The following is a 17080-nucleotide window of genomic DNA, read 5'->3' as shown; positions in this document are numbered from 1 at the left end:
CGCCGTAATAAAGGAGCCTAGTTTTCGGCCTAATGGGACCAGCGAAAGTAGCCTGATCGGTGTTTGAACGTGGATCAAGAGTCCTTGTTTTTCCCTCCTTTCGCAAGTGTCAATTTGTCGCCTTTTGGCATCGGACTGGGAACCCATCAGCTCTCACTCAGCGGTGTGTCGCCACGCCCACTCAAGTTATTCAGGATGTCAAATCTAATTCTCGTAGCCCGCCAGAACAGTCAAGTCAGGATCAGACCGTCCATATCCACAAATGGCAATTTTGGCAGTTATGTGGTCGCTATCCATTTGGTGGCTCGAGTTTGAGCACATGATGGCTGTGCTTGACAACGTTCACCGTAAGTCCACGTGCATTGAACTACGGCAGTATCGCGTCGATCAACGTGGTCTTGCCCTGGCCGGAGCGTCCAACGATTCCGAACAGTCTCTTCATCTTTGTTTCCACAGAGTAAAGCCTCATTGCGCATCGCTACAGGATTCGATACTCACTTCCATGCTCAGCGGGCACGAACGAGTTGCCACGCACGCGACAGATAGGTTACCGAAGCAAATCCGCTCCACACGTGCACAAGCCGCGTAAATGGGAAGATCACAAAGAGCGTCATGCCCATAAAGAGGTGCGCGCGAAACACGAGCGGTTCGCCGGCGATATAACTTGCGGCATCGCCCTGGAACATCACGACATGCTGTGCCCATGTCATCAGCCGCACCATCATCACCCCGTTCATGTGACTGGCTGATACGCCGATGGTCGACAGACCCAGCAGCAACGTGACAAGGATCCAGAGCAACAGTACCCGGTCGCCCGTCTTTGTGAGTGCGGAAAGCCGCACATTCGTCAAGCGACGATGCAACAGGATTGCAAGGCCCACGAGGTACATCAGGCCCATCATGCCACCCGCGACCATCGCGACCGCCTGTTTGACGCCTTGGGGAACACCAAGCCAATCCCATACCACGACCGACGTGAGCAAGCCGAAAAGATGACCAAAGAACAGTCCCAGGATGCCGCCATGAAAAAGAATGTTGCCTGAGCGCAGGTTGCCGCGGTAAATCATCTGCATACTGTCCGCCTTCTAGGTGTACTGCTCGCGCTCAAAGCGCGCGTGGCTACCGAACAGAACGCTGCCTGCAGCAATGTACGGATATGTCCCGAACACAAACTGATTAACGGTATTCATCGCGTGTCCTTTGCAACATGCGCGTGGGCGGATTGGCTTGAACCGTGCTCCACACCGCGCGGATAGAGTTGAATGGTGTGCGTTGCCGTGGGAGTGAGCAGCGGCTCGACGCCGTCCGGACCAACGCCGAACACCTCGAGCGCCTTGTCCATGTCGCGCACAGGCGGTTTGACCATCGGTTCGGGTTCGATTCCGCCGAGTTGCCGCAGCACGACGAACACTCTCGCATACGAACTACCGTTGCGGGCAAGTCGGTCGCCGATTGCGGCGAAAATGTGAATGGCCTCGTCCAGCAGTACCTGCCCACGTTCGCGGCTTTCGCCATGTACATGTTCGAACAGGTGCAGCGACTGCGACGGATTGCGATCAAAGGTATCTGGACATAAAGTGTTTCTGGTGAAAGTGGTGCGCGCGAAAATCACGGCACCCGGATAAATTAGTTCGGCATTCAAATCAATGCCATTGTTTGATCTGCTCAGGCACACCGCCCGCGCAGAACGTGAAATGCATCCAGACGGGACTGACCTGAGTGGTGCCAAACATCCGCATGGAACAGGTGCTATTCACACCGGTGAGATCCAGCAGTGCAGAAAAGACAGGCAGCAGGAAACCAGCCATTCCACCTGCCTGACCGATCACACTCGACCCCGTACCGATTTCGTGGAAAAATCATTGGAAACGAACTCGAGCCACCGCAGCCTTACCGGGCGTTATCGCAACGCCAACGATGAACACCAAACACCATGTAGGCCATAGATGCGATCAGCGCATGGAGTGCGAGCACCCCCGCAGCTTGGATGACAAGGTCGAGATCGGGCAGCCCAGCAAAAATAGCCCGACGAACGCCCCCACATCACAGCCCATCTTGTCCGGTGGGCGCCAAAGCGATCGGACAGCCAGTCCCCAGCGCGCGTAGTACGCCGGTCCAGCAGGTGGTGACCCGGCTGCTGCAGCCGTTTTTTGCAGGACTACGGCGCTCACCAAGCGCCTTCAGCCGCGTCGAACCGCTCGCTTTCGAATCGACCGGAAGGCAAGCCTGCCTCTGCGGCAACCCGTTCTGCGGCGCGAATCAGCGCTGGCGGGCCACAAACGTAGACGTCCGGCTGCCACTCCAAGCCTACAAGTGCATCACGCAGCGCATCTGCTGGCGTCCCGCGGGCTCCCTTCCATCCGGATTCCTGTCGCCAGACGCACAGATCGACCTGAAGCTGCGGCAGTTGCGCCTGCAGGTCGATCAGATCGTCCCGCAAAAACAGTTCGTTTTCCAGATTCACGCCAAAAAAGAGCCGGGCATCCTGCATCTCCTGTAACTCGGCCATACAGCGCAGCATCGAAAGCATCGGCGCCACCCCAGTTCCGCCCGCAACGAACCAGCGTGGGCGCAGACTATCTTCGCGAACGCCGAAAGTCCCCATCGGACCACGCACAACCAGCTCCGCTCCCAGCCCGGCGCGTTCGCGCAGGAAAGTGGAAAACCGGCCGTCCGGCTGTAACCTGATCAGGAACTCGAGCCGCCCGTCCCAGTTACTCGTGTTTGCCAGCGAATACGGACGGCGCTCGTCGCTGCCCGGAATCTCGATTTCCATGACCTGCCCAAGTTCGAACTCGACTGCCTCTCCACCTTCAGGATCAAGCCTGAGTTCGAGGCGCACCGTGTTATGCGCGATTGTTTCAAGGGCAACGATCGTCGTAAGTCGGCGCGGCATTGCCTGAAACAGCACTTTCTTTTGATCGCATGGCAAAGCAATGTGCAGATCGCTACGCGGTGTCGTTCGACACATCAGGATCGCACCGGGACGGCCCTGCAAAAGGGCGTCAGCATGATGTCCTGACATCTCGTAATCGCCACAGGTCACTGTGGCATGACAAGCACCACAACTGCCCTTCCTGCATTGCGACGGCAACGTGATATTGACTGCCGCTGCGGCTGCGATACGGTCCTGGTCCGGCGCACAATCGAAGCTCAGTTGATAGTCATCCCGTGTGGTGAGCTGAATCTGGAACGTCATTGGGGTTTCCTGAAACCTCAGGCGCCTGCCGGCACCTGAAGAATGAGAGGATGTATCTCACCCAGCCTTGGGCGCAAGCGCCTCAGCAAGATCCATGGTTGCGTCACCAATTGGCCCGATACCGAACTGCTTCACGAGAAGCTCAAGGATGTTCGGCGTCAGGAAAGCCGGCAGCGTCGGCCCGAGCCGTATGTTTCTGAACCCGAGCGCAAGCAGCGTCAGCAGTACTGCAGCCGCCTTCTGCTCGAACCAGGAGACGACGAGCGAAAGCGGCAGGTCGTTCACGCCGCAGTCGAAGGCATCGGCCAGCGCCACGACGATCCGGATCGCCGAGTAGCTGTCATTGCACTGCCCTAGATCAAGCAGACGCGGAATGCCGCCGATATCGCCGAAATCGTGACGATTGAAACGATATTTACTGCAGCCGAGCGTCATCACGATGGCATCGCCCGGTGCCTGCGTAGCGAACTCCGTGTAGTAGTTGCGACTAGGCACCGCGCCGTCACAGCCACCGACTAGGAAGAAGTGACGGATCTGGCCGGCCTTGACCGCATTGATGACCTTGTCCGCGACGCCGAGCACCGCGTGATGCCCGAAGCCAATGGTGACGTTTTTTTCCTCTGCGCTTTCTGAAACCCGGGCAGTGCCTTCGCGGCCTGAACCAGCCCCGGGAAATCGCGATTTGCCAGATGACGCACACCCGGCCAGCCTACTGGTCCAGTCGTGAAAATACGCTGACGATACTGCGGCCGGGGCTCAATGATGCAATTGGAGGTCATCAGGATCGGGCCGGGGAAATTCGCGAAATCAGCTTGCTGGTCCTGCCACGCACCGCCGTAATTGCCGACGAGGTGCTTAAATGCCTTGAGCTTCGGGTACGCGTGAGCGGGCAGCATTTCGCCGTGAGTGTAGACGTTGATGCCAGTGCCTTCCGTCAGTTCGAGCAGTGCGCGCAGATCGCCAAGGTCGTGTCCCGACACAAGGATCGCTATACCGGCAACGGCGGTAACACGCGCCGTGCCGGGTTGCTGCTTCCCGAAGCGGCCCGTATTGGCCTCGTCAAGCAACTCCATTACCTTGAGGTTCACACTACCGAGCTGCAACGCCTGCATCAGCATCGCGTTGGCGTCGATCGGCGCCGAGGCCAGGAAAGTAAGCGCGGCCTCGACACCGGCGTATATCTCGTCGCTTTCCTTGCTCAACACCTCTGCGTGATACGCGTAAGCACACACCCCCTTAAGGCCGTAGATGATCAGCGCACGCAGCCCGACAATATCGGCGCCCACTGTCTCGAGGTCCGCGTTGATGCCTACCGCACGCGCCTGCTCGAGCAGGCCGGCGAGATCGCCTGCCGGCCGCCACGTGGCCGGCCCGGACAGTACTCCCTGAGGCTACTGTCTCACGTTCGTAACGGGCCTTGATCCGATCGCGAACCTGAGCCGCCTCTCGCAACAACGCGACAAAACGGCTGGAGTCAAAGTTCACGTTTGTTAAGGTCACGAACATCGCGTACAACACAAACCGGTCGGCCTCCAGGTCCGCATGACTGGTCATACGCACGAGGCTGTTGTACTGCGCAATGCCCTTGACCGCGTACACGAGTAGATCCCGCAGATCAGCCGTCATCGCGTCCTTGCCGCAATTGCCCTTCGACGACGCACAACCGGGTCGGGCACCGGTTCGGTCGGTTTGTTCACATTGATAGCAAAACACCATTTTTCTCCGATCCAAGTCAAACATCGATACGGCGTCTGATTACATCACCATAATATGCATGGTAGATAGATTTAATATCCGCAGACACTCAAACGCCACCTGACCATGATCTGAATCACCAAATTAATTCGACATCGCCCCATCGTACCGCCAGAGGCCCTATCGTGAAAATGTATCGCACACAAGGCTGCGAAATCCTGCGCATAGGATGGGTAAATTTCATCTATTGGCCATTCGGACTGCCCATGAAGCCGCTCATCTCCGATCGACGCCGTAGATCTTCAGACCTTGGGCGCACAGGCACTTTTAGAGGAGGTTTCAGAATTGGCCATTACCACCGCTTCCATGCTAGACGAATTGCTGGCACGCATGAAGCCTCACAGGCAGTACAGGTTTTATGAAATCAAGGCCCTTCTGAATGCTGGGACCAGCTCAGCTCAAGAGCTACTCAGGCTGGCTTTGTCGCGCCAGTTGATCACATGCAGAACCAAAAACAACCGTAACGTGTACTGGCTTGTTTGCACGAATGATAGTCTGCCCAAGGTTCATCCTGGTCCAGCGTACAAGCAAGGCGAACTGACGGCCGCTCACACGCAATGGGCCCAGTTTCGCGCGTTATGTGAGGTCACGCGTCCCGATGGCCGCGCCACCGAGAAGGAGCACCTGCACACTCAAGGCACCATCAATGGTTGACCGGTCGGGCAGCGCTGCCGGCCCAAGGCAATACCCGAAAAGGCAACAACTTCAAGAGTATTCCCATATCCCCCGAAAAGAGAATTGGGCTAACTTCTTTTAAAGGATATCTAGCCAAACAGATATCGTCATGAAATGGGGAAACCGCCTGTTTCAAAAGGGGCTGAAAATGAGCGCGAATGTAGGTGCACAATACGCGCAAAATGTATTGCACTAATCGTGTGGAATTCTGCCAGGATTGTAGTTGATCTCACCGACCTACACTTAGGTTCATATTCATACGCCACACAATGACTAACCTGAGGGCCAATAATTGTGATTTACAACGGGGTGTCGAAAGCAATCGCACCAGCGAGCGCATTGATGCAGACCTCATTTGCGTCCAGCCACAGGTCGTATTTAACGCAAGTTTGCGCGCAACCGCCCAGAGGACAAAACCTGTATTTGCTGATCAAGGTTTTACCGGCGACGCAGTTGCTCAGGGCGCATTGAGCCACAGCCGCTTCAGGTAGTAGGCGCCCGGTTATGAGTACCTGCCCGAAACCTTGGCGGGCCTACAACTTCGTCGTCTCGTCATGCTGGACCGTTTATGCAAAGGGTCTAACACATATTTCGGATAACTAAATAAGCATCGTATCGATGAAACTTTCTACACGGAGATTAAGCACCGGCCCAAGTGGATTTACTCCTATGCACATTTGACTGCGCAGTATCAATTTCAACTTCCCCGTCGATCAAATTAGCAATGTCTGCGGGAAATTCTGGAGAATCTGAGATGACGCGAACTTTTTTCCACGTTGTTGGATGGGTAATTTTGTCGACAATGATTTTGTTATGCCCCTCGCTGCGAGCCCAAACGACGCTCATCCCCCCTCAGTATCCAACCGAGTGTAAGCCACTCGGAGGCGCCACTCCCCCTTGGCTGAAGCGTCTTGATGTCGACACGGCACGTAATTACGTAACGCAGAAATGGTATCGGGATTGGTTGCAAACCACGACAAGTCTGTGTAGCGATTTGACGCAAGTGAAAATTGACAACTACAGGCAACCTGTCGTTCCGGCTCCAAAGGTCATTTGGCGCGACGACTCTTACCCTTTGTTCAGAGGAGGAAGTGGTCGCGATCCAAAGAATATCTTCCAGTACGGACTGTATCCTTGGAAGTATGACGGGGAATTGACTATGCTGTCCAAGTCTGGCAATAAAGAGTCGTCACTAGTCAGTGCAGGGTATGACGCGGGCTACATATTTGAGCCGACCGCCGCTTATGCCGTACAGAAGGGTAACGCGGGGTTCATCATAGATGCTCCTGGTGGAATCAACCAGGATGTGACAATGGACATTCGTGAGAAAGGGACGGATGCTAATCTGAGATATCGAAACGATATTGCTTTTCCGGGTGGAGTTCGACCAGAATATATTAAGGGCGTATTCAAGATGGTGGGCGGGACTGTGCTTCAGTACGAGGCAAATCCGAACTATCAGTCGACAGCCCCGCAGCCGGACGAATTCGATCTGGTTTTGTCAGCCCCGCAAGATGATCTTCTGAATCCATTTTCGGCGAAGATTAACGTGGAGCCTAGAGGCCAACAGATTGGTGGTATCGCTTACCGGTACAAGAAAGGTACTGTGATCAAAGTGAGTATCGAGAACGGTAATAATGATTATTGTTGGCACGTCAACACTAGCAAGCGAGGAGTCAAGGGCGATACGTTGATTTTGAACAGTAAGGCGGACGAGCCGCTGCCGGTCGAGGTCGTGTGGCATGGGGAGTGCGGAAACGATTCATCCGCCACCGCGACAAAGATCATTTACTAATCCTGTACAGGACCGCCTTCAGTTTAAAATTATCAGGCCGAGGGCGTGAAAAAAACATATTGATCGTCTACGGCGGACCCGACCGGTCAGACAACGAGATCGGTCGTCAATAGTAGAGGCCAACGGGTCAACATTTTTGAAGGGTAAGGTTCTAGAGAGCCGTCACAAGTCTCTGGACTCCATAATGAGTCCCGATCTGGCGGCCCTCTTGAATACCTCGGATCACATCCTTGGTTGTTCACTACGCGCTATGCAAATCAATCAGTTTTACGAAGCTATTCTAGCTAATGCTTTGTGGGATGGGATCTGGAATGAATTGATGACCACTTCTCAACAGAAGACCGACAGCGATGTCAAAAATCTACCGATTGAGGCTTTCGTAATCTAGGAGCGGAATCCGAAAGAACCAGCGTTCGCATTCAGAAGAAGTACATGGAAATAACGGGCACGCCGCTGGTCGATGCACCACCTGTCGTTAGGATGGATTTCTCAAGTACGACGCCCTTTACTTTGAAATCGTCACCTTAAAACACACAGCGCATCATCAAGCATGGAGGAGCAATTAAAATAGTCGCATGGTTGCCTGGTGAGCCGGCATCGTCGATATCGCCCAAAGAGAGCTACCTTATTGCCAGCGAATTGGTCCACATGCAGCACCGTCAATCCGAAACCAACGATCCGCTTCGATCTGCCAAACGCTCATTCCAAGAATCCGAACAGCCGTTTCGGAAAACAGTGCCGTTGAATTCGCCGCGGGGGTCTATTATCCAAATCAAAGGAGTTACCGTATGAAATTAAACATATCTGCGCCCATGTTTCTGGGGTTGCTTCTATGGGGCATCGTGAGCACACCGACTTCCGCTCAAGAGGTACTGAAACCAGATCAGTATCCGGCTGAGTGCCAGCCAGACAGTCCTCTCCTGCCCGGCTAGCTTCGCTCTTTGGTGGATAAAGGAGAGGTCGCCGCCGTCGATTACACGAATCAGCCGTGGTACAAGGACTGGGCAAGCACCACCTTGAGTCGATGCACCAACCTGAAAGAGGTACGAAGCAGTCTCGAGAAAAATGCTTGTGTGGTGAGTCCGGTTCAATGGCGTAGCGATCGGATGCCGTTATTTCGCGGCGGTAACGGTCGTGATCCTAGTGAGATCTTCACTGACGGCTTCTACCCCTAGAAATATAATGGCAATCTGAACTTGTTCAGTGGTTCACGCAATCTTCAATCATCGCTCATTAACACGGGTTATGACGCCAAATATGATTTCGCCCGTGGTTTTGGCGTGTTTTCGGGTAATGACGCCTATCTCATTGATGCACCGGGCGGTATTAGTCAGAGTGCGTCAGGCGGATGCACACCCGAAGGGAAACTGTCAAAGCAGGTCATTGCCGGCCCCGATGCCGTGCGCAATGTGGTGGTCTTTCCGGGTGGCATTCGGCGGGAATACATCAAGGGTGCTTTCAAGATCAATACAAAGAATCATAAGTTATGAGTATTTACCCAATCCCCATTATCGTTATACCCAACCGGGGGTAGATGAATTTGATGTGGTACTAGCTGATCCAACAGGGATCGATGGCCTCGGTGCAAATATCATGGCATCTCCTCAAGGGGCCTTGATTGGTACCATCGCGCATCGCTACAAGAAAGGAACGTCGATCATGATCACCCTTAAGGGGGGGCTATTTGGTGAATTGGGTTGCTGGCACGTCAATACTACGTCACGTAGTCAAGCAACAGCAGAATCGTTGTCGCTTAGTACCGACGATGAAGTGCTTCCAGTGGCTGTCGTATGGCGAGGTATGTCCTTCTTGACGTTGGCCCCGCGGGTTCGGGATGCCGGTACGGCAATCGCGGAACACTCAAGACTCGCCATCACCAGCATCCGTTCCGACTCGATGTCGAGTTGCGGATCTACCTGCACCGCAGTGCGATCGATTTTCGAGCCGGCATCAAAAGCCTTGTGATGCTGGTTGAGCATTCGATGCAGCTCGATCCATTCGCGCGGGCGATATTCGTGATTCCGAAATCGGGTCAAGCTGCTGCTGTACGTAAGCGGCTCACTTGGGGCCGTTCGTACACGCGCGTGCAACGTATCCGTCAGCGGAACCCATCAGCGTAGTTCCCCGTGGCTAGATGTCGACAATTTTCCGCAGTAAACGGCCTCGTTCAAGCCGCTTATACCAAAGAGCGAAGCCAGTGCGGTCCCAATAAAGAATCTTTACCTTGGAGCGGTCACGCGCCACGAAGACGAACAGGCTGCGCGATGCGGGCTTCTGGGCAAGCAGCGGTTCGACGAGATAAGACAGGCCATCGATCGCCTTGCGCATGTCGACTGGGTCGCGACAGATGTAAGCGCGAACGTCCGAGGCAATCAGCACCGGCCACCACAGAGCAGTCCAAGCAAAGCGCACGATGTGCTCGGCGTGAACGCCGCCTAGTTCGATACGAACGCCAGTGAGCTAGAGCGTCACCCCATCACGCGATGGCGACACATCAGCAGCTTGCGTTCCAACAGGCGGCCTCGAGGGAGCCAGTTCGCCATCCAGATTGAAACGATGAATGCCGCATCCGCAGTAACCGCGAGTGGCTGCTTAGTCTCTCTGACTGGGCTCGAAAGCTTCTTGCGCCACAGACTGAAGGTGCTTACCGCCAGACCCTGTTCTCGGCAAAATCGCCGATCGCCGACACCACTCGCTTTCCAAGTGGTGACTATTTCGCAACAGAACGATTCCCCTTGCCTTGGGCGACGTGCGCTCATTGCCGTTGCGGCCCTAATGTTCTCGTATTCCATCGCATTGCCCTCGTTCTTACGAACGCAACACCTTCACATTCGGAATGCCGCGATTCAAGACGGGATGCGCTGACGGTTACTTTGAAGGTCACCGGAGCCGGCACTCGCCGTCGTCAAACTCATCGACGATCTACACGAGCGGATCTGCCTCCACTATCAGCATCTGCTGCGTGAACAGCGCCTCCCGGGAACCGCCATCTCCGCGACACACTGATCCGTTCTGACCGGCGACCGGCTCAACAACGAAGATGCCGCAAGATAGGCTACCGGCCGATCGGATTCTCCTGCCCCTCGTCCCGACTACGATCCATCTGGCCAAAGAGTTCCCAGAGATTTGCCAGACTGGCCCGTAATTCTGACTGTCGGTCACCGTGTGCTGCGGCTTCCGCAGCACGGGCCGCGTTAGCAAATGCCGTATCGCCCGCGACGAGGGCTGCGCCCTTGATTCGGTGGGCCAGTTCTGCGCAGTGCGCGAAGTTTCCCTGGTCTAGCGACTGATCGAACGCCTGCAAATCTGCTTCAACTGAAGCCAGGAAAATTTCAACCGGCAACGCAATCCCATGCGCCTCGCTCCGGACACCACCGGGAGTAATCGTCACATGCTGCTCCAGCACCCGTCCCAGTTCGGCTAGTCCCAGCGGTTTGGACAGAACGATGTCAATGCCGCACTCCTGACAGCGTTGTTGATGTTCAGAACCGCTGTTGGCCGAAACGGAAACCACCGGCGTGGGCGGCAGCCCTTCGGACTTCTCGTGATGACGGATGCGCCTGGCCACTTCGTAGCCGTCGATATCCGGCAACTGGCAGTCCAGAAATACGACCGCGAAATCATGTTCACGGAACGCAGTGAGCGCGTCCTCCCCGGTTCCCCGCACTTCTGCTGCCACTCCCAACGTACCAAGCTGGGCTGCCAGAATATACTGGTTGAGTGGCTCGTCTTCAACCACCAAAGCCCGCACACCTGAAAACCGTCGTATGGAGACTTCCCGGAACTCGACAGTCGGATGCGCGCCCCGTGCCAGCAACAGCGGCAGTTCGACCCGAACCTGGGTGCCTTCGCCCATTCGACTTTGTACCTCGATCTGGCCACCCATCATGTCGACCAGTGCGCGGCAGATCGACAGGCCCAGACCCGTACCGCCATGCTGACCGGCAACAGAAGGACTGCCTTGGACAAATGGTCGAAAAATGCGCTGGAGAACGGCCTGCGACATACCGGGCCCAGTATCACGCACCTCAAGGTTCAACCGTGCCACTTCGGTCATCCCCGCAGGATGGCTCAGGCTGACACTGGTCATCACGGAGCCGACAGACGTAAACTTGACTGCATTGGACAGCAGATTGGAAACAATCTGGCGCAGGCGCACGGGGTCGACCATGACGGCCGGCAGTTCAGGAGGAGCAATCAACGGTGTCGACAAACCTTTCTGCCGGGCGGCCTGATCAACCTGCAGAATAGCATCGCGCACCACACGCAGGGTATCGGTTGGCACCGGTGCCAGTTCGAGCTTTTTCGCCTCCAGTCGCGAGTAGTCCAGAATATCTCCAAGCAGCCCGAAAAGTTGCCCAGAGGCAGAACTTGCGGCGGCGAGCAGCTTCTGCTCTTCCTTGCCGACCAGCTTTTTGTCTAGCAACTCTATGGCGGACAAGATCGTGTGCATCGGATTGCGGATCTCATGGCTCATCATGGCCAGAAACAGTGATTTCTGGTGCTCGGCCAATTGCGCAGCCTGTCCGGTACGTTTGGCCTGCCAGGCTGCGAGAAGCGCAATCAGGAGAACCATCGCGCCGAGAAATATCTCCGCACCGTAGTAACGGGTCAATGCACCGAAGGATGGTGCGCCGTAGTCCGCCGCCTCAAGCCACTGGGCGTAGATCCGGTCATTTTCTTCGGCGCTTAGCGAAGAAAGGCCCCTATCGAGGACCTCCTGCAACATGGGCAGCTCAGACTGCACTGCCATACGCAGTACAAGCGGGAAATCCGTGACGATGCCGGCAATATGCAACGTCGCATAGCGCTGGCGTAGCAGAGGGTGTACCAAGGCGTCGACGCCAATGGCAGCGTATGCATCGCCCCGATGCACCGCTTCCAGCGTTGATGCTATGTCAGCATACGTCACCAGTTTCACTGCCGGATAACTGCCACGCAGCCAGCGCTCATAGACCCCTCCGGCCTGGACAGCCACAAGCCTGCCGGCAAGCGCTTCGGGCGCCGCCACAACAGGAGTATCAGCGCGGGTCACAACCAGTGTCTCGCCGGTATAGTACGGTCGGCTATAAATAGCATTTGCCAATGGCTGTGCGCCAGAAAGAAGCTTGGGTACGCCCGGCAACATGTCAACCTGACCGGACGCGAGAGCGTCTAGCGATTCGAGCCAGGAGCGGGTAGGCACCAGCACGAAGCGGATTCCAGTAAGCACGGTCAGCTGGTCCAGATAATCTCTTGTCAGGCCCATATGCCGGTTGCCGTCAATATATTCGAGCGGTTTCCAGTCCGGATCGATGGCATAACGAACGACCGGATGGTGAGCGACCCATACCTGCTCACTCTCACTTAGTATGGGTATCTTCGGCGCGATGGCCCTGCCCGATGTCGATGCGAATAGTGCCATCGCCAGCATCAGCAGACGACAGCCCGTGAGTCGCCACCACGCAGAAATTATCATGATGCGTCCCCTCGCCACCTGAAACAGTTAGATATCCAGTGCGGCGCCAGACCACAACGCTCGGACCATCCGGCGAACGCGCTCAGCATTGCTCATGGCTTTCCTGGCAATCGCGAATCAATCTCGCCCCTGACTTGCTCTGAACTGGCCCGGAGACCGCCAGACGCATACAATTCAAAAAGCGTTTGATCTGATTCGCAACCCAGCTTGCGCATGGCGGCCCATTTCTGGTTACTGACAGTCTTGATGCTCCGCCCGAGGTGAAGGGCAATATCCGAAATGCTCATTCGCCCCAGGAATAGACGCAGCACCTCAGCCTCGCGCGGACTGAGCTGACGGGTTGTGGACGGTGGAGACAGTAAGGGTTCTCCACAGACATCCAGGTCCGTGAAACGTTTACCCGCGGCGACATGCCGGTATGCGCTCAGGAACTGCTCCAGCGAGGCACCCTTGAACACTAGGCCATGCACGCCGGACTGCCAGATGGTCCGCAGCATTGCCGGATTCTCAATGCCCGTATAAACGATGATCCTGAGTTCTGCGAATTGTCGCTTGATCTGTTCGAGCATGACCAGCCCGTCAGACACCCCAACTCCGGGCATCGAGTAATCCGTGATCAGCAGATCGACCGGACTTTCGCGTAGTGCCGCAAATATTTGAGGTACGCTAGTGACGGCCTCCAGCACCTGCAAATCGGGTTCTTGCCTCAGGATATTTGCAATCGACTGAGCCACTACTGGATGATCGTCCGCAATGAGCACTCTCGTAATCTGATCATGCATGTCACTCTCCAAAATGACCTGTCCTGCTCCCCGGAATCTGCTCCTCTGTACCATAGCCAGTTTGAGCCTTTTAATGATTGGGGTCAGGCCAGAATATATCCGCACCTTATTATAAGGCGCGAAAGCACCGGCTCGGACAGTCAAACAACGCGCATCGTGGGACGCGACCAGTTGACGGGATGTACCGCGAGTCCCCAACCACAGTCGGGCACCAGACATTGGCGCCACGAAGCACCTTCATCGTGTTCGCCTTGCAACCAGCACAAAGATAATGCCAAGCATACCGCCGACGCATCGACCGGTAAGGGCCTCATAGATGTTTGCTTTGCTAAAGCTGCCAGCCGTCGGCCAGATCTCCGTGGCCTCAAGGATCCAGGCAGGCTGGATGCACAGGGCAATCAGAAAGATGACTGGCAGCCCGAGTGCAGCCCAGTCCGACCATTGCCATACCTGTACGTACCAGATACAGGCTGCGGAAAAAACGGCAAGAAAAAGGAATGCTAACAAGGTCTGCGTTAGCAGGAATCCACTGCTCTCAAAGCCTGCTACCATTCAATGATCCTACATTTCAGCGAGCATCCTGATCAAGGGGCACATTATCCCGGAAGAGCTGCAGGATGCGCTCACGCTCAGTTGCATCGACCCGCTCCGATGATGCATCTGGAGTCACGGCCTTACACTCAAATGGACTGTGAATGAAGTCCGGCTGGGCGGGCTGACAGTTGCCCTCGGTGTATTCCCGATATGCGTAGTCCCCGTCATACATGACGATACCGTCCGGTTGCGTTCGTGCCGATTCCGGGCGCGAAACGACCGCTACACGCATGTAGCGGGCCCAGACCGGGAGCGCAAGCCGAGCGCCGGTCACGTTGCCAAGACTGCGGGAGTCGTCATAGCCAAGCCAGACCACCGTGCTCAACCCCGACGAATACCCGGCAAACCATACATCCCGGGCCTGGTTGGATGTTCCCGTCTTGCCCGCGACATCATGGCGCCCGGAAAGAATCGCCCCTCGGGCAGTACCGTGTGCCACCACGTCGCGAAGCAGGCTGTCCATGATGAACGCATTGCGTGAGGAAATCGCCCGAACGGGGGGCGGCTGATCCGCCGCCTGATAAAGCAGCGTACCAGTGGTACGGTCCCGTACGGTAGCAATCAGGCGCGGCTCGACGCGCAGGCCGTCATTCGCAAATACAGCATAGGCATTGGCCAGTTGTAGAGGGGTGACAGCGCCCGCCCCTAGCGCCAATGGCAGCGATGGCGGGTTGCGCCTGTCGTCGAAGCCAAACTGCTGGGCAAACTGCTGGACGAAGACGGCCCCGGTTGCCTGCATCAGACCAACAGCTACAAGGTTCTTGGAGCGGGCCAAGCCACGCCGAAGCGTGATAAATCCCTCATAATGGTTGCCATAGTCCCGGGGCTGCCAGCGCCCTGCTCCCGTTTCCGCAGCCTCCAGTATCCTGGGCGCATCATTAACCTGGGTGCCTGGGAAGTACCCCCGTTCTAGCGCAGCAGACCAGACAAACGGCTTGAAGCTGGAGCCCGGTTGACGCCAAGCCTGCAGGGCATGGTCAAAGCTGTTCAGTCTGGAGTCCAGCCCGCCGACTAGGGCCAAGATATCGCCAGTATGAACGTCCATGGAAACCAGGGCACCTTCCATGCTGGGGCGCTGGGCGAGTCGCCAGCGCTGTTGCCCAAGGTATCGCCTGTCGGGTGCGGTTTGCTGCTGAATACGAATTACTGCCCCGGGTGACAGGCAGGCCTTCTGACCGATGCAGGAAACCGACCAATGCAGTGTTTCAAGGGGTAGATGCACAGCCGTACCGTCACGCAGCACAGCATCGAGGTGACCCGGCTGGCCGCCGGTTACGAGCGCCGCACGTAATGGCCGCGCGTTTTCCTGAAGTAGATCTGGCCAGGCGCTGAGCGCACCAGGCAAACTATCGGGGGGCAGGCGCGCTTCGGGACCCGCGTAGGGAAGCCCAGCCTGCGCGTCGAACAACCCCTGACGCAACGCACGCTCGGCACCGCGCTGCGTCTGCATATCGATGGTGGTTGTGACATCGAGCCCCATGGTGTACGCCTGCTCCCCGTACTGATCGAGCATCAGCCGCCGCGCGCGCTCGACAACGTAGCCAGCCTCCTGAATAGCCGGGTCGCCAGCCGAACGGATTTCTGTTTTTTCGGCCAGAGCCTGGCGGTATTCAACATCCCCTAGAAATCCCAAGGTCAGCATGCGTTGAAGAATGTAACGTTGCCGCTGCGTCGCGCGATCCGGATTCACGACCGGGTTGTAGGCTCCTGGTGCCTTGGGCAGACCTGCCAGCATCGCGGCCTGAGCAACGGTCAATTGATCCAGCGTCTTGCCAAAGTAGATTGATGCGGCGGCCGCAAATCCGTAAGCATGCTCGCCCAGATAGATCTGATTCATGTACAACTCAAGCAGACGGTCTTTCCCAAAGGTGGATTCCAGTCGATACGCCATCAGGATCTCCGCCAGTTTGCGACTGTAGGTTTTCTCGCGCGACAGATAGAATTCGCGGGCGACCTGCATTGTGATCGTGCTTCCGCCTTGGGCTCGCTGCTGCACAACAAGGTTGGCAAACGCGGAGCGCAGGAGGCTACCGTAATCAACAGGGCCGTGCTGATAAAATCCGGCGTCCTCGGTAGCGAGCAACGCATTCCTGACTCTGGCCGGGATTTTCTGCAGGGGAACGAGTTCCCGCCGCTCATTGCCGTACTCAGCCAGCAAAACACGATCACGCGACCAGATGCGCAACGGCAAGGCTGGCCGATAGTGCGCCAAGGACCCCGCATCGGGCAACTGCTGCAACGTGTGCCACACCGCCCAACCAATTGTGACTGACAGGACCAGGGCCAAACCGAGCAGGCTTCCGGCAGCAAAGGCAAATAACCGCCTCAATGCTTGATGAGTCGAGGTAGCAGCATTCATGTATTCACGCAGGAAATGAACCGTCCAGCCCGTCCGATAGACACCAAGGGGCCGACCGACTCGGACACCAAGGCCGTGCAGAAACGCACAAAAGCAATTGCGGTGACTTTACAAAGATTGGGGCAGGCTGACCAAGAGCAAACGCTCGAGCCAATGCCCAACAATGATATAGACGGGAGCACACTGCGTTACACCATGACCTGCCCTTCTTGATAGACGACAATAAGCGTATGGTGCTCCCGTTAACACACGCCCCCCTGAAACCGTTCGCAAAACATCGGGCAAGCGTCTGCCACAATCGTTACAACATGGCAATGTTCCTGGATACTTGGTCGCAACACAATCAGAACAGTCTTGCGTGACGCTGAGTTCGTCGATGCCGACAGGGCGAGACATCATACACACGCGCCCCTCAAAGCGAACCGGCACCGCATTGGCAAAAAATGAGTGGGCACATTCTCAT

General features: G+C 56.2%; 15 protein-coding genes and 3 pseudogenes. 5 read left to right on the top strand and 13 right to left on the bottom strand.

The window, feature by feature from the left end:
• Positions 1–298: 298 nt before the first annotated feature.
• The 6 genes and pseudogenes from ACOSV0_RS22660 to hcp form a co-directional block, all read right to left on the bottom strand.
• Positions 299–442 (bottom strand): annotated as a pseudogene (locus ACOSV0_RS22660) (molybdopterin-guanine dinucleotide biosynthesis protein B); the annotation flags it as partial.
• Between the two features lie 64 nt (positions 443–506).
• Positions 507–1190 (bottom strand): annotated as a pseudogene (gene narI, locus ACOSV0_RS22655) (respiratory nitrate reductase subunit gamma).
• A complete protein-coding gene (locus tag ACOSV0_RS22650) occupies positions 1187–1612 on the bottom strand; it encodes a hypothetical protein (RefSeq protein ID WP_434113775.1) in 426 nt (141 codons plus the stop codon). The pseudogene narI and the gene ACOSV0_RS22650 overlap by 4 nt, the downstream one beginning before the upstream one ends.
• Positions 1613–1643: 31 nt before the next feature.
• Positions 1644–1808, bottom strand: a complete 165-nt coding sequence (locus ACOSV0_RS22645) for a hypothetical protein (protein ID WP_434113772.1) — start codon at positions 1806–1808, stop codon at positions 1644–1646.
• Positions 1809–2167: 359 nt separating this feature from the next.
• A complete protein-coding gene (locus ACOSV0_RS22640) occupies positions 2168–3199 on the bottom strand; it encodes a 2Fe-2S iron-sulfur cluster binding domain-containing protein (protein ID WP_434113769.1) in 1032 nt (343 codons plus the stop codon).
• Between the two features lie 57 nt (positions 3200–3256).
• A pseudogene (gene hcp, locus ACOSV0_RS22635) lies at positions 3257–4912 on the bottom strand (hydroxylamine reductase).
• 327 nt (positions 4913–5239) lie between these two features.
• On the opposite strand from hcp, the gene ACOSV0_RS22630 reads away from it, so the two are divergent.
• The 4 genes from ACOSV0_RS22630 (at position 5240) to ACOSV0_RS22615 (ending at position 8914) form a co-directional block, all read left to right on the top strand.
• Positions 5240–5608, top strand: coding sequence for a hypothetical protein (locus ACOSV0_RS22630; protein ID WP_434113767.1), 369 nt, complete (start codon positions 5240–5242; stop codon positions 5606–5608).
• A 775-nt stretch (positions 5609–6383) separates the two neighbouring features.
• A complete protein-coding gene (locus ACOSV0_RS22625; protein ID WP_434113764.1) occupies positions 6384–7424 on the top strand; it encodes a scabin-related ADP-ribosyltransferase in 1041 nt (346 codons plus the stop codon).
• Between the two features lie 184 nt (positions 7425–7608).
• Complete coding sequence (locus ACOSV0_RS22620; protein ID WP_434113761.1) at positions 7609–7812, top strand: hypothetical protein; 204 nt, start codon at positions 7609–7611, stop codon at positions 7810–7812.
• Positions 7813–8620: 808 nt separating this feature from the next.
• Complete coding sequence (locus ACOSV0_RS22615) at positions 8621–8914, top strand: scabin-related ADP-ribosyltransferase (protein WP_434113758.1); 294 nt, start codon at positions 8621–8623, stop codon at positions 8912–8914.
• A gap of 237 nt (positions 8915–9151) precedes the next feature.
• On the opposite strand, the gene ACOSV0_RS22610 is transcribed toward ACOSV0_RS22615, so the two are convergent.
• Complete coding sequence (locus ACOSV0_RS22610; protein ID WP_434116205.1) at positions 9152–9403, bottom strand: hypothetical protein; 252 nt, start codon at positions 9401–9403, stop codon at positions 9152–9154.
• Here ACOSV0_RS22610 and ACOSV0_RS22605 point away from each other — a divergent pair.
• Positions 9386–9544 carry a hypothetical protein gene (locus ACOSV0_RS22605; RefSeq protein ID WP_434116071.1) on the top strand — a complete coding sequence of 53 codons (159 nt, stop codon included), beginning with the start codon at positions 9386–9388 and terminating at the stop codon, positions 9542–9544. The genes ACOSV0_RS22610 and ACOSV0_RS22605 overlap by 18 nt on opposite strands.
• 10 nt (positions 9545–9554) lie before the next feature.
• On the opposite strand, the gene tnpB is transcribed toward ACOSV0_RS22605, so the two are convergent.
• The 6 genes from tnpB to ACOSV0_RS22575 form a co-directional block, all read right to left on the bottom strand.
• Positions 9555–9836: an IS66 family insertion sequence element accessory protein TnpB gene (gene tnpB / locus ACOSV0_RS22600; protein WP_434113757.1), complete on the bottom strand. Its 282-nt coding sequence runs from the start codon at positions 9834–9836 to the stop codon at positions 9555–9557.
• 56 nt (positions 9837–9892) lie between these two features.
• Positions 9893–10183 carry an IS66 family insertion sequence element accessory protein TnpA gene (tnpA, locus tag ACOSV0_RS22595; protein ID WP_434116070.1) on the bottom strand — a complete coding sequence of 97 codons (291 nt, stop codon included), beginning with the start codon at positions 10181–10183 and terminating at the stop codon, positions 9893–9895.
• A gap of 296 nt (positions 10184–10479) precedes the next feature.
• Positions 10480–12882, bottom strand: coding sequence for a hybrid sensor histidine kinase/response regulator (locus tag ACOSV0_RS22590; RefSeq protein WP_434113754.1), 2403 nt, complete (start codon positions 12880–12882; stop codon positions 10480–10482).
• Positions 12883–12974: 92 nt separating this feature from the next.
• Positions 12975–13664, bottom strand: a complete 690-nt coding sequence (locus ACOSV0_RS22585) for a response regulator (RefSeq protein ID WP_434113751.1) — start codon at positions 13662–13664, stop codon at positions 12975–12977.
• Between the two features lie 237 nt (positions 13665–13901).
• Positions 13902–14216, bottom strand: a complete 315-nt coding sequence (locus ACOSV0_RS22580) for a hypothetical protein (RefSeq protein WP_434113748.1) — start codon at positions 14214–14216, stop codon at positions 13902–13904.
• Between the two features lie 16 nt (positions 14217–14232).
• Positions 14233–16617, bottom strand: a complete 2385-nt coding sequence (locus ACOSV0_RS22575; protein WP_434113746.1) for a penicillin-binding protein 1A — start codon at positions 16615–16617, stop codon at positions 14233–14235.
• Between the last annotated feature and the right edge of the window lie 463 nt (positions 16618–17080).

This window comes from Paraburkholderia caffeinilytica (genome assembly GCF_051027425.1).
Classification (GTDB): Bacteria; Pseudomonadota; Gammaproteobacteria; order Burkholderiales; family Burkholderiaceae; genus Paraburkholderia; species Paraburkholderia caffeinilytica_A.
This window is presented reverse-complemented; position numbering and strand designations above follow the sequence as displayed.